Raw genomic sequence first — 13,209 nt, 5'->3', positions numbered from 1 at the left:
CTGCTCCCGCGCGTTCCCTCCCGCCACCTGCCGCCACCCCTCTTGGGACGCCGTGCGGCACCTCCGTCTCCACCCTCTTGTCACGTTCTCCAGCGCGCCGCTTCCAAGGAGCCCGGTATGCCCTCCACTGCCGACCGCCACGCCACTCCCGCCCCCGCCGCCACCTCCGTCCGCGCCCCGCGTCGCCGCCGGTCCGCCGAGCGGAACACCTTCGCGGCCGCCGCCCTGCAGCGCTCGCTGGACCGCCGTGACAACGGCGGTGTGACCGGCCACCTCTGAGCGGCACCGCGGGCGGCGTTCATCGGCCTACTGGGCCGAACGGATTGACGGTATGTCACCCCGTAGGGTGCAACCCCGGTCCGTTCGAGGGACGTTGCTCGCCCGGGCTGGCGCGATCATCCTAATTTGGGGCCCCCGGAAGGGTGATCGACGTCCGCGCGGGCGGGCGTCAGCGGCACGCGGTGCGGATCAGTCCCCCGGCCGGGGGAGAGGGCCCAGTGCGTCTGCCACCCGTCCGCCGACCCGTCGCCCGGATCGGCCTCACCCTGGCCCTGCTGGCCGGGAGCGCCGTCCTCGCCGCCACCCCGGCGGCCGGCGGCCCACCGACCGCGGGACCGCCACCCGCCGGACCGCCGGGGGCCGGCCGAACGGCCTCCGTCCTGCTCGAACTCACCACCGAGGCGGCCGGCCCCGCCTGGCGGCGCGCCGCCGACGGGGCCCGGCGGGAGCGGCGCTCCCCGGAGGCCGTCCGCCGGGAAGCCGCGCAGGCCGGTGCCGCTCAGCGGGGCCGTGCCGGGGACGCGCTCGACCGGCTCGCCGGGGCCGTCCACCGGGCGGCGCCCGCCGCCCGCGAGCTCTACCGCACCCGCACCCTGCTCACCGGCCTCGCCGTCAGTGCTCCCGCCGACCGGCTGCCCGTGCTGCGGGCGCTGCCCGGCGTCCGGGCCGTCCACCCGATCGTCAACAAGCGGCGCGACAACGCCTACTCCGTCCCGCTGACCGGTGCCCCGCAGGTCTGGGCCGGTGACTCCGCGCCCGCCGGCAACACCGGGCAGGGCGTGCGGATCGGCATCATCGACAGCGGCATCGACTACACCCACGCGGACTTCGGCGGCCCCGGCAGCGAGGAGGCGTTCCGCTCGGTCGAGCGCGGCAAGCCCGCGCCGCCCGCGCTGTTCCCCAACGCCAAGGTGGTCGGCGGCAAGGACCTGGTCGGCGACGACTACGACCCCGACCCGGCCTCCCCGCACCACCAGCCCGTGCCGCACCCCAGCGACAACCCGATCGACTGCGTGCGCAACGGGCACGGCACCCACGTCGCCGGCACCGCGGCCGGGTACGGCGTCACCGCCGACGGCCGGCCCTACGCCGGTCCGTACGGGCCCGGGCTCGCCCCGGCCTCGTTCAAGGTCGGCCCCGGCGCCGCCCCCGGCGCCCAGCTGTACGCGATCCGGGTGTTCGGCTGCGACGGCTCCACCGACCGCCTCGCCCAAGCCCTCGACCTGGCCGCCGACCCGGACGGCGACGGCGACCTGGGCGACCGGCTGGACGTCGTCAACCTCTCGCTCGGCAGCCGCTTCGGCAGCACCGACGACACCGACGCACTGGCCGTCGACCGGCTCGCCGCGCTGGGCACCGCCGTGGTCGCGGCCGCGGGCAACGAGGGCGACGTGTACGGCATCGGCGGCAGCCCCGGCACCGCCGCCCGGGCGATCACCGTCGCCGCCTCCGTCCACGGGCACGCCGACGTGGACGGCATCACCGTGCTCGACCCCGCCGCCACGGCCGGAGTCGTCCCGGCGCACTGGAGCGAGCGCTACCGGGGCTGGGCCACCGCCGACGTCAGCGGCGAACTCGCCCTGCCCGCCGACCAGTCGGACGGCTGCACCGCCTTCAGCGAAGCCGACCGGCAGCGACTGGCCGGGAAGATCGCCCTGCTCGCCTGGAAGACCAGCGAGGCCGACCGGCCGTGCAACTCCGGCCCGCGCGCCGACCACGCCGCCGACGCCGGAGCGATCGGCGCGCTGTACGCCGCCGACACCGACCACCTCGCCGAGATCGCGGGCAACGACCGCATCCCGGCCGTCCTGCTGGCCCACGCCGACGGCGAGCGGCTGCGGCAGGCCGCGGCCGCCGGGCCGGTCCGGGTCCGGCTCGCCGCCCCCGGCAACCCGCTGCACGGCTCCGTCGCGCAGAACCAGCCCGCCCGGGCCGACACCCTCACCGACTTCACCTCTCGCGGCATCGGCGTGCCCGGCGTGGTCAAGCCCGACCTGGCGGCCCCCGGCGAGACCATCTGGTCCGCCCTGGTCGGCAGCGGCACCGGCGGCCAGCGCGAGAACGGCACCTCCATGGCCGCCCCGCACGTCGCCGGGCTCGCCGCGCTGGTCCGCGCCGCGCACCCGGACTGGCCGGTCGAGCAGCTCAAAGCCGCGCTGATGAACACCGCCACGGACACCTACCTCGGCGACGACCACAGCGGGCCGGTCTACGGGCCCGAGCGCACCGGGGCCGGCCGGGTCCGGGCCGACCGGGCGGTCCGCACGCCCGTCGTCGCCTACGCGGCGGGCGAGGGCACCGAGGAGGGCGGCGTCGGAATCTCCTTCGGGCCGGTCGAGGTAGGCGGGCCGACGGCGCTCGTACGGGACATCGAGGTCCGCAACCACGCGGACTCGCCGCTGAGTTACCGCACCGGCTACGCGGCGGCCACCGAACTGCCCGGCGCCTCCTTCGAGGTGGCCCCGGCCCGGGTCGACGTCCCCGCGGGCGGCACCGCGCGGGTACGGGTGACGCTCTCCGTCCCCGGGGAGCTGGGCCGCGCGCCCGACCCCACCATCGACACCGTGCAGGGCGGCAGGGCCCGCAGCTACCGGGGCGAGCTCTCGGGACGGGTGCTGCTGACGCCGCTCGCGAACGACACCCTGCCCCAGCTGCGCATCCCGGTGCTCGCCGCCCCACGGCCCGCGAGCGACCTCGCGGCGACGGCCACCGTCCGGACCGCCCGGGACGGCACCCTCGTCACGCTCGGCGGCAGCGCCGCGCCCGGCGCCACGCCCGGACTGGTCACCGCCCTCGCCCTCGGCGGCGAAGGAGCGCGCTGGGCCGACTGCCCGCCCGGCAGCGGCGCCGCCGTCGGGCCGGGCGCGGGCATCCGGCCCGAGGACGCGGGGGAGGAGACCGGCCCCGCGCAGGACGTCTGCGTCGAGCACCCCGGTGAACGGTCCGCGAACCTGCGGGCGGTCGGCGCCGCCGTCGACCCCGAACTGCTGTACGTGGGAGCGCAGTTGTGGGCTCCTGCGGCCACCCCGGTCGGGCTGTACGGCGTGCGGGTCGGGCTGGACACCGACGGGGACGGCAGCACCGACGTCATCCTCAAGGCCGACCGGCTGCGCGGCAGCGATGTCCTGGTCTCCCGCGCCCTCGACGCCCACACCGGAGCCGAGCTCGACGTCCAGCCGCTCAACGCCCGCTGGGGCGACACCGACACCGCGCTGCTGGACAGCGACGTGCTCGTCCTGCCCGTCCGACTGGGCGCCCTGCCCGGCGTCGGCCCCGGCCACAGCACCGTCCACTACGGCGTCTGGACCGGCGTCGCCGCCTCCGGCACACCGGACCCGGCCGAGGCCTACGCCGCCATCGGCCTGCGCGGCACCCGACCGGTCGTCCCGCTGGACGTCCTGCACCCGGCCCTCGCCGCCCGGGCCGGCCTCACCGGCCCCCCGGCGGTGCTCGCCCCCGTGGGGCCGGGCACCGTCCTCGACGTGCACCGCACTCCGGGCGACAGCTCCCGGCTCCTGCTGCTGCACCACCTCAACCCGGGCGAGCGGCGGGCCCAGGTGCTGTCCCTGCCCTGACCCCCCGGCGCCCGGCCGACGGGGCGGCCCGCCGACCACGGCGGGCCGCCCCTACGCGTTCGGGGCCTCCTCGGGGTTCGGGGCCGCCTGGGCGGCGCGGCGGTCCCGGCGGGGGGTGCGGGTGGGGCGGCGGGTGAGGCGGGCGAAGACGGCGACCAGGGCGAGGGCGGCGGCGGTGGCGGAGGTGACGGTGAGGCCGTCGGTGAGGCCGGGCGGGCGGAAGGAGCAGGCGATCCGGGAGGCGCCGGGGCCGAGGGGGACGCCGATCATGCCCAGGACCGGGGTGGGGGCGGCGTAGCGGCCGCCGTCGACGGCGCAGGTCCAGCCCTCGGTGGCGGGGACGGAGAGCAGCGCGGTGCCGGTGGAGCCCGCCGGGAGGGCGGCCGAGAGGGTGTGCCCGTCGGCGTCGACGCGGGTGGCGCCGGTGGCGGTGAGGCGGGCGACGGCGGCGTCCAGGGCGCCGGTGCGCAGGCAGCCGATCGGGCGGGCGGGGACCTGGCTGACGGTGTCGGACCGCAGCGTCACCCGGACCACCCCGTCCGTCGGGACGGTCCCCAGCCGGTGGATCGCCACGGCCGTGGTGGGCTGCTCGCCGTCGCTGCGGTAGCTGGTGCCGAGGCCGCTGACCGTGCCCCGGTACCAGACGCCCTGGAAGAACGCCGTCGAGCCGGGCGTGCAGGCGGCGGTGAGGACGGTGCCCTCGTCACCGGGCGGCACCGACCAGCCGCTGGTGCCGTGCAGGGTGGGCGCCGGGCCGCCGGCCGGGACGGGCAGCGGGGCGTCGTACACCTGGCTGCCGAGCAGCGACTCCTGCCGGGACCAGACCGAGGAGGTGTCCGGCCGGGCGGTCGGCGCCAAAACGGTGACCAGCGGCGGTGCGGCGGCCCGGCCGGGGGCGAAGCCGTACGGCGGCGGACCGTCGTCCAGGTGGGCGTGGACGGCGAACAGCGCCTGCCCGACCGGGTCGGTGACGCTCGAGGTCTGCCGCCCGCCGGCCGTCCAGCCCGCGCCGAGGTCGTGCAGCAGCAGGGCGGTGACGGTCGGCAGGTAGCCGCTGAAGTAGCCGCCGCCCTGGCCGCCCAGCAGCAGCGGGTCGTTGGTGGTGAAGGTGTGCGGGCCGGGGTCGCTGCGGCCGTGCGGCCAGTCGTCGGCGGTGCGGACCGCCGCGTGCCCGGCCCGCACCGCCGCCGGGGGAACGCTGTCGGAGGGGGCCGCGCCGAGCGCCGCGTACCCGGACCAGACGGCGTTGCCGAGCACCGCTCCGCCGATCACCCAGGTGGCGAGGGTGTTCGCCCGGCGGTCGGGGTGCCGGCGGTCCAGGATCCACAGCGCGGCGAGCAGGACGGTGCCGCCGACGGTCAGCAGCACCCAGGTGGCCGGGCGGACCGAGTGTCGGGTCGCCGCCAGCGCGGCGATCACCGTGACCACGGCGGCGCCGCCCAGCAGGGTGAGCGGGTCCGGCCGGTGTGCCAGCGACACCCAGCCGGCCAGCACCAGCAGCCCGCTGAGGACGAAGGCGACCCGGTACGGGCCGCCGGCCGGGATCGCCAGACCGTGCCAGACCAGGATGGTCGGGGTCCAGAAGAAGCCGAGCACCACCAGCACCAGCGCCGCGCACCAGGCCGCCCGCTCGCGCGGCCGCACCCGCCGGTTGAACGGCAGCCCGCACACCAGCAGCAGCCCGAACAGGCCGATCGCCACGTCCGGCAGTGCCCGTCCGCCGTGGGTGGCGGGCAGCAACTGGGCGAGGTGGCCGCCGAGGCCGGACGGGCCGAGCGGCTGGACCGGGGACTCGGGCTGGGCGCCCCGCGCGGCCAGGACCGCGACGAACAGCACCGGGGAGGCGAGCAGCACCCCGGCCGTGGCCATGGTGACGGCCCGGCCGGTCGCCCGGACCCGCTGCCGGAACGGCCTCGAGGTGGCGGCCAGCCGGACGGCGAAGAGGAGTCCGGCCGCCAGGGTGGCCAGCGCGGCGGTGTACAGGTTGCCGGCCCAGGCCAGGGCGACGCAGAGGGTGCCGGCCACCCAGCGCCGCTCGTGCAGGCACCAGTCGGCGGCGAGGCCGAGCAGCGGCAGCGAGACCAGGCCCCAGAGCCACATCGGCGCGGCCCCGCCGACGTCCAGCACCCAGGCGCACAGCCCGTACCCGACGGCGGCGAGCACCCGCAGCCGGTGCGGGCCGGGGTGGAGGCGGCCGAGCAGGTGGGCCATCAGGGCGGTGCCGAGGCCGATGGTGGCGAGGGTGACCAGGAGGACGGCGAGTTGGCCCCGGTCGCGGGGGAGGAGCGCGGTGAGCCAGGAGAACGGGTTCATCAGGTAGGCGAAGAAGTCGGCCAGGAACGGGACGCCGTACCCGCTGTTCCAGTTGAACAGCAGGTCCCCGGGGGTCTCCCCGTGCAGCAGGTCCCACAGGTGGGCGTGGTACGGCACCGCGACCGCCTCCGCCCCGGCGGGCCACCGCCCGCGAAGTCCGGCCGCCAGCGCGTACCCGGCCATCGCCAGCCCGGCCGCGCCCCCGCAGACCAGCACCTCCCGCCGCCGCTCGCCCCTCACCCACGCGCCCCGTTCTGCCAGTGACCCCGGACTTCGCCACCCTAAGCGCGCCCCCGGCGCGGGATCCGACGTACGCGCTCCTTCAAAGGAGTGGAGTCCGGGAAGGCTTTGCCGAGTAGCCTGAGAGGGCCGTCAGGATGCCCGTATGGGAGGAACCGTGAGCGTCGCGCCGTACCCCGACTGGATCCGGCCTCCTGTCAGCGGCTACGTCGCCGAGGACCTGGACCGGCTGCCTGATCTCCCGCCGCACACCGAGCTGCTCGACGGGAGCCTGATCTTCATGAGCGCACAGACGAAGTTCCACATGCGGACGTTGCGCAGGTTGGAACGGGCGCTGGAGGGCGCTGTCCCGGCGGGGTGGGAGGTGTGGCGGGAGATGACGGTCAAGCTGAACCGACGCGACCGGCCCGAGCCCGACCTCATCGTGGTCGACGAGCGGGGCGACACCGGGCCGAGGCAGACGATGTGCGAAGCGGAGGACGTGCTGCTGGCCGTGGAGGTGGTGTCCCAGGAGTCGCAGGAGCGGGATCGTGACACCAAACCCCGGAAGTACGCTGCGGCTGGCATCCTGCACTTCTGGCGGGTGGAGGGTGACGACGAGGGCCGCCCGATCGTCTACGTGTACGAGCTGGACCCGGCCACCAGGGCCTATGGTCTGACCGGCATCCACCACAAGCAGCTGAAGGTCGATCAGCCGTTCCCGGTCGAGATCGACCTGACCTGAGCCGACCCGCCCCGACCTGACCCGTGCCGACCTGACCCGTCCGGATGGTGGACGCCAGGTGTCAGCTCCTGGGACGCCGGAGTAGGGTCCGAGCATGTCTCGCACCATTCGTCTCGCAGTTGTCCCGGGTGACGGCATCGGCCAGGAAGTGGTGGCCGAAGGCCTCAAGGTCCTGGGTGCCGTGCTTCCCGCCGATGTGAAGCTGGAGACCACCGAGTACGACCTCGGGGCCCGGCGCTACCACCGGACGGGGGAGACGATGCCGGACGACGTGCTGGCGGAGCTGAAGTCGCACGATGCGATCCTGCTGGGTGCCATCGGCGACCCGAGTGTGCCGTCGGGGGTGCTGGAGCGCGGGCTGCTGCTCAAGCTGCGCTTCGCCTTCGACCACCACATCAACCTGCGTCCGGGTCGCCTCTTCCCCGGGGTGACGTCCCCGCTGGCCGGCGCGCCCGACATCGACTTCGTGGTCGTCCGCGAGGGCACCGAGGGCCCGTACGTCGGCAATGGCGGCTCGCTGCGCACCGGGACGCCGCAGGAGGTTGCCACCGAGGTCAGCCTGAACACCGCGTACGGCATCGAGCGCGTGGTGCGCGACGCCTACCGCCGGGCCCAGGCGCGGCCGCGCAAGAAGCTCACCCTGGTGCACAAGAACAACGTGCTGGTGCACGCCGGGCACCTGTGGACGCGGATCTTCGCCGAGGTCGGCAAGGAGTTCCCCGAGGTCACCACCGACTACCTGCACGTCGACGCGGCGACGATCTTCTTCGTCACCCAGCCCGAGCGCTTCGACGTGATCGTCACCGACAACCTGTTCGGCGACATCCTGACCGACCTGGCCGCCGCCGTCACCGGCGGGATCGGCCTGGCCGCGAGCGGCAACATCAACCCGAGCGGCGAGTTCCCGTCGATGTTCGAGCCGGTGCACGGCTCGGCGCCGGACATCGCCGGCCAGGGCAAGGCCGACCCGACCGCCACCGTGCTGTCGGTCGCCATGCTGCTGGAGCACCTCGGCTTCGCCGCCGAGGCCGCCAAGGTCGAGGCCGTCGTCGCGGCGGACCTGGCCGAGCGCTCCGGCACCCGCAGCACCTCCGAGGTCGGCGACGCGCTCGCCGGCCGAGTATCCGCCGGCTGACGGGCCGGATCCAGGAGCGGACTTCCGGCCGACGGGCCGGATCCGACAAGGTTTCCGGCCAGGTGGGCCGGACCGCATAACCGCAGCTTGCAGCTCTCAAAGGAGCGGGCAGCTGTTCGGCACGGCCCTCTGGATGCGAGTATCGACAGTGGGCCGTGTCGCTGTGCGTCCGTTCCGGCGTTCGATCGCTGAAACGTCCCTGCGGCGGTGGCGGCCCGGACCAACCCCACGGTGAAGGAAACAGCCATGAGCACGCCCACCCAGGCGCCCATCACGTTCGACCTCAAGCCCTCCGCCCACCCGCTGCCCGCAGCGGAGCGCGAGGCCCGGCTGGCCAACCCCGGCTTCGGCCGGGTCTTCACCGACCACATGGTCACCATCCGCTGGACCGAGGGCCTGGGCTGGCACGACGCCCAGCTGACGCCGTACGCGCCGCTGGAGATCGACCCGGCGAACATGACCCTGCACTACGGCCAGGCGATCTTCGAGGGCCTGAAGGCCTACCGCCAGGCCGACGGCTCCATCGCCACCTTCCGTCCGGAGGCCAACGCCGCCCGCTTCCAGGCCTCGGCCCGCCGTCTGGCGATGCCCGAGCTGCCGGTCGAGACCTTCGTCGAGGCCGTGGAGCTGCTGGTCCAGCAGGAGCAGGAGTGGGTCCCGAACGAGCCGGAGCAGAGCCTCTACCTGCGTCCGTTCATGTTCGCCACCGAGGTCGGCCTGGGTGTCCGCCCGGCCAACTCCTACCTCTTCATGATCATCGCCTCGCCGGCCGGCGCCTACTTCCAGGGCGGCATCAAGCCGGTCTCGGTCTGGCTGTCCAAGGAGTACGTCCGGGCCGCGCCCGGTGGCACCGGCGCCGCCAAGTGCGCGGGCAACTACGCCGCTTCGCTGGTCGCCCAGGCGCAGGCCGCCGAGAAGGGCTGCGACCAGGTGGTCTGGCTCGACGCCGCCGAGCACCGGTGGGTCGAGGAGATGGGCGGCATGAACCTGTACTTCGTCTTCGGCGAGGGCAAGGACGCGAAGATCGTCACCCCGGAGCTGTCCGGCGCCCTGCTGCCCGGCATCACCCGTGACTCGCTGCTCCGGCTCGCCGGCGACCTCGGCTACGCCGTCGAGGAGCGGAAGATCTCCACCGACGAGTGGCAGCAGAGCAACGCCGACGGCACCCTCACCGAGGTCTTCGCCTGCGGCACCGCCGCCGTCATCACCCCGGTCGGCTCGGTGAAGTCCGCCGCCGCCGACTGGACCGTCGGCACCGGCGAGCCCGGCCCCGTCACCATGGAGCTGCGCAAGGCGCTGCTGTCGATCCAGGGCGGCCAGACCCCCGACACCCACGGCTGGCTGCACAAGATCGTCTGATTCCGGAACGCGCACACCGGCTCCGGCCTGCCACGTTCCGCATCGCGAGACGGGTGGGCCGGATCCCGGGCGCTGTGCCAGACTGCCGATGTGTCCTCGCTTTCGCTGATTATCGGCAGCAGGCGCGCCGGTCCGCAGTGACCGCTTCCGCAGGACCCGATGCGGAGCGACCACGAGCGTCCAGACCCGCGCGCAGACCTCTCGCACCCGCGAGGGGTCTTTTGCTTTGCGGCGCGGCCCGCCCCACACCCTGGGCGCCGCCCCACCGAGCGAAGCCACCCGGACCGGCCGAGAGCCCCCACGAAGGGCTCGGGGACACCGGGCCGCGCGCGAGATCCTGGACAGTGGAGCCGGGACCAGAAATCCGGCCAGAGCAGTACGAGCCTCCCCGAACGGAGAACCAGGGGTCATGACCGAGGTCAGCCGTACCGACGACAGTTTCCACGTGTTCGACACCACGCTGCGCGACGGCGCCCAGCGCGAGGGCATCAACCTGACGGTGGCGGACAAGCTGGCCATCGCCCGGCACCTGGACGAGTTCGGGGTCGGCTTCATCGAGGGGGGCTGGCCCGGGGCCAACCCGCGCGACACCGAGTTCTTCGCCCGCGCCGCCGCCGAGCTGGAGCTGGAGCACGCGCAGTTGGTCGCCTTCGGCGCCACCCGCCGGGCCGGCGGCCGGGCCGCGGACGACCCGCAGCTGGCCGCGCTGGTCGGCTCCGGCGCCCCCGTGGTCACCCTGGTCGCCAAGTCCCACGACCGGCACGTGGAGCTGGCGCTGCGCACCACCCTGGACGAGAACCTGGAGATGGTCCGGGACAGCGTCGAGTTCCTGCGCTCCCAGGGCCGCCGGGTGTTCATCGACTGCGAGCACTTCTTCGACGGCTACCGGGCGAACCGCGGGTACGCCCTCGCCGTGGTCCGGGCCGCGCACGAGGCCGGGGCGGACGTGGTGGTGCTGTGCGACACCAACGGCGGGATGCTGCCGGCCGACGTCCGGGAGATCGTCGCCGACGTCCGCGCGTACTGCGACACCTACCGGCCCGGCGCCCGGCTCGGCATCCACGCCCAGGACGACACCGGCTGCGCGGTCGCCAACACCCTGGCCGCGGTGGACGCCGGCGCGACCCACGTCCAGTGCACCGCCAACGGCTACGGCGAGCGGGTCGGCAACGCCAACCTGTTCCCGGTGGTCGGCGCGCTGGAGATCAAGCACGACCGCCGGGTGCTGCCCGAAGGCCGGCTGGCCGAGATGACGCGCATCTCGCACGCGATCGCCGAGCTGGTCAACCTGGCCCCCTCCACCCACCAGCCGTACGTCGGCTACTCGGCCTTCGCCCACAAGGCGGGCCTGCACGCCTCCGCGATCAAGATCGACCCGGACCTGTACCAGCACATCGACCCCGAGCGGGTCGGCAACTCCATGCGGATGCTGGTCTCCGACATGGCCGGCCGGGCCTCCGTCGAGCTCAAGGGCAAGGAGCTCGGCTACGACCTGTCCACCGACCGGGACCTGGCCGGCCGGGTGGTGGCCAAGGTGAAGGAGCAGGAGAACCTCGGCTACACCTACGAGTCCGCCGACGCCTCCTTCGAGCTGCTGCTGCGCGACGAGGTGCGCGGCAGCCGGGACCGCTTCTACACCCTCGAGTCCTGGCGGACCATCAGCGAGCAGGGCCCGAACGGGGTCTCCGGCAACGAGGCGACCGTCAAGCTCTGGGCCAAGGGCGAGCGCCGGATCGCCGTCGGCGAGGGCAACGGCCCGGTGAACGCGCTGGACCAGGCGCTGCGCACCGCGCTGGAGGGGATCTACCCGCCGCTGGCCACCTTCGAGCTGGTGGACTACAAGGTCCGCATCCTGGAGGGCCAGCACGGCACCGGGTCCAAGACCCGGGTGCTGATCGAGTCCACCGACGGCACGTCCACCTGGTCCACCGTCGGCGTCGCCGACAACGTGGTCGCCGCCTCCTGGCTGGCGCTGGAGGACGCGTACACCTACGGCCTGATCCGCGTCGGGCTGGAGCCCACCGAGTAGTCGGCCTGCGACCCGCCGGTGGCCCGCCGGACTTCGTACGGAGTCCGGCGGGCCACCCGGGCCCGGTCCCGCTCGCTCAGCGGAGGCGGGCGAGCAGGGCGTGTTCGACGAGGGTGATGAGGGCACTCTTGGCGCTGTCGCGGCGGCGGGCGTCGAGCGTGATGACGGGGGTGTCGGGGCCCAGCTGGAGGGCTTCGCGGACCTCGTCGGCCGTGTGGGGCTGGTGTCCGTCGAAGCCGTTGAGGGCGACGACGAACGGCAGGCCGCTGTTCTCGAAGTAGTCGAGGGCGGGGAAGCAGTCGGCGAGGCGGCGGGTGTCGACGAGGACGACGGCGCCGATGGCTCCGCGGACGAGGTCGTCCCACATGAACCAGAAGCGGTCCTGTCCGGGGGTGCCGAACAGGTAGAGGATGAGGTCCTCGTCGAGGGTGATGCGGCCGAAGTCCATGGCGACGGTGGTGGTCGTCTTGCCGGAGACGTGGCTGAGGTCGTCGATGCCGGCGGAGGCCGAGGTCATGACGGCTTCGGTGCGCAGGGGGTTGATCTCGGAGACGGCGCCGACGAGCGTGGTCTTGCCGACACCGAAGCCGCCCGCGACGACGATCTTCGCGGAGGTGGTGGCGCGGGTGGGGGCGGCCGCGTTAGAGCTTGCGAAGTCCACTGAGGACCCTTTCGAGCAGCGTGACGTCGGGCTGGTTTCCGGATTCGCCGCCGGAAGCGGGCTGGTGGATGGCGACCAGGCCGGCCTCGGCCAGGTCGGCCACGAGGATGCGGGCCACTCCCAGGGGAAGGGAGAGCAGCGCCGACACCTCAGCGACGGATTTGACCTCGGTGCACAGCGTGCAGATCCGCTGGTGCTCGGGGAGCAGGGTGGCCAGGCGCTGCGGATCGACGTCGGCGGAGACCAGGGCCTCCAGCGCGAGTTCGTAGCGGGGCCGGGTACGGCCGCCGGTCATAGCGAACGGACGGATCAGCGGGCCGGAGTCGGGCTCGTCCTCGAACTCCTCGGTGTACCCAGGGTCCTGGGCCGGCCGGAAACCGGGCGTCGGCTCGGGCGCCGGTGCCGGAGTCGGGTAGCCGGGCGCCGGGGCGCCGTAGGAGGGCTGCTGCTGGGCGTACTGGTCGTACTGCTCGTACTGGCCGTACTGCTCCTCGGGCCTGGCATACGGGTGCTGGGGCTGCCCGTACTGGTGCCGGCCGTACTGCTGACCGTGGCCGACGCCGGGTGCTCCGAAAGCGTCATGGCCTGTGCCAGGGTACGGAAGACCGTATTGGCCGCTGCGGTCGTCGGGCGGTGTCACGGTTCCTCTCCTCACAAGGTGCGGCGGTGCGGTTCAGCTTCGGCGCAGGTCCGGAGCCGGTGGTGCGAAGGCCGTACAACGTCCGAACCCGAGCCCGCCGAAGCGGGCCCGGGAAGGACGCGGAGGTACTTCGAATACCTGGACGGTATCCGACGAACCGTCAGTGCAGGAGACTGCCCTGGAGTTCCGCGCGAAGTGCGGGGGTGAGGACGGCGCCGGCGCGGTCGACGAGCAGGGCCATCTCGTAGCCGACG

9 protein-coding genes and 1 pseudogene are annotated in these 13,209 nt (G+C 74.3%); 6 read left to right on the top strand and 4 right to left on the bottom strand.

All coding sequences use genetic code 11. The features are described 5' to 3' along the window. Positions 1-117 precede the first annotated feature (117 nt). On the top strand, positions 118-279 hold the full coding sequence (locus tag ACIBEC_RS05120; protein ID WP_360498788.1) for a hypothetical protein: 162 nt from the start codon (positions 118-120) through the stop codon (positions 277-279). A gap of 218 nt (positions 280-497) precedes the next feature. Then, positions 498-3,854: a S8 family serine peptidase gene (locus tag ACIBEC_RS05115; protein ID WP_360498790.1), complete on the top strand. Its 3,357-nt coding sequence runs from the start codon at positions 498-500 to the stop codon at positions 3,852-3,854. A gap of 51 nt (positions 3,855-3,905) precedes the next feature. On the opposite strand, the gene ACIBEC_RS05110 is transcribed toward ACIBEC_RS05115, so the two are convergent. Then, positions 3,906-6,407, bottom strand: a complete 2,502-nt coding sequence (locus tag ACIBEC_RS05110; RefSeq protein ID WP_360498792.1) for a YfhO family protein — start codon at positions 6,405-6,407, stop codon at positions 3,906-3,908. Positions 6,408-6,552: 145 nt separating this feature from the next. Here ACIBEC_RS05110 and ACIBEC_RS05105 point away from each other — a divergent pair, with 145 nt between their 5' ends. From ACIBEC_RS05105 to cimA, 4 genes are all read left to right on the top strand, one after another. Then, positions 6,553-7,131, top strand: a complete 579-nt coding sequence (locus tag ACIBEC_RS05105; protein WP_360498794.1) for a Uma2 family endonuclease — start codon at positions 6,553-6,555, stop codon at positions 7,129-7,131. Positions 7,132-7,225: 94 nt separating this feature from the next. Continuing rightward, the gene (locus tag ACIBEC_RS05100; RefSeq protein ID WP_360498796.1) at positions 7,226-8,266 is read left to right on the top strand and encodes a 3-isopropylmalate dehydrogenase; all 1,041 of its coding nucleotides are present in this window, start codon (positions 7,226-7,228) and stop codon (positions 8,264-8,266) included. A 246-nt stretch (positions 8,267-8,512) separates the two neighbouring features. Further along, positions 8,513-9,625 carry a branched-chain amino acid aminotransferase gene (locus ACIBEC_RS05095; protein WP_360498798.1) on the top strand — a complete coding sequence of 371 codons (1,113 nt, stop codon included), beginning with the start codon at positions 8,513-8,515 and terminating at the stop codon, positions 9,623-9,625. A 409-nt stretch (positions 9,626-10,034) separates the two neighbouring features. Continuing rightward, the gene (gene cimA, locus ACIBEC_RS05090; RefSeq protein ID WP_360498800.1) at positions 10,035-11,654 is read left to right on the top strand and encodes a citramalate synthase; all 1,620 of its coding nucleotides are present in this window, start codon (positions 10,035-10,037) and stop codon (positions 11,652-11,654) included. A gap of 76 nt (positions 11,655-11,730) precedes the next feature. Here cimA and ACIBEC_RS05085 read toward each other — a convergent pair whose 3' ends face one another. The 3 genes and pseudogenes from ACIBEC_RS05085 to ACIBEC_RS05075 form a co-directional block, all read right to left on the bottom strand. Then, the gene (locus tag ACIBEC_RS05085; protein WP_360498802.1) at positions 11,731-12,315 is read right to left on the bottom strand and encodes an ATP/GTP-binding protein; all 585 of its coding nucleotides are present in this window, start codon (positions 12,313-12,315) and stop codon (positions 11,731-11,733) included. Then, positions 12,296-12,955, bottom strand: a complete 660-nt coding sequence (locus tag ACIBEC_RS05080; protein WP_360498804.1) for a DUF742 domain-containing protein — start codon at positions 12,953-12,955, stop codon at positions 12,296-12,298. The genes ACIBEC_RS05085 and ACIBEC_RS05080 overlap by 20 nt, the downstream gene beginning before the upstream one ends. A gap of 160 nt (positions 12,956-13,115) precedes the next feature. After that, positions 13,116-13,209 (bottom strand): annotated as a pseudogene (locus tag ACIBEC_RS05075) (roadblock/LC7 domain-containing protein); the annotation flags it as partial.

This window comes from Kitasatospora sp. NPDC051164, assembly GCF_044455625.1.
Lineage (GTDB): Bacteria > Actinomycetota > Actinomycetes > Streptomycetales > Streptomycetaceae > Kitasatospora.
The sequence above is the reverse complement of the archived record's forward strand: the minus strand, read 5'-3'. Positions and strand labels throughout refer to the sequence as shown.

Coding starts and splice junctions, on each gene's coding strand:
- ACIBEC_RS05120 (WP_360498788.1), top strand. CDS start 118: ATGCCCTCCACTGCCGACCGCCACGCCACTCCCGCCCCCGCCGCCACC.
- ACIBEC_RS05105 (WP_360498794.1), top strand. CDS start 6,553: ATGGGAGGAACCGTGAGCGTCGCGCCGTACCCCGACTGGATCCGGCCT.
- ACIBEC_RS05100 (WP_360498796.1), top strand. CDS start 7,226: ATGTCTCGCACCATTCGTCTCGCAGTTGTCCCGGGTGACGGCATCGGC.
- ACIBEC_RS05095 (WP_360498798.1), top strand. CDS start 8,513: ATGAGCACGCCCACCCAGGCGCCCATCACGTTCGACCTCAAGCCCTCC.
- cimA (WP_360498800.1), top strand. CDS start 10,035: ATGACCGAGGTCAGCCGTACCGACGACAGTTTCCACGTGTTCGACACC.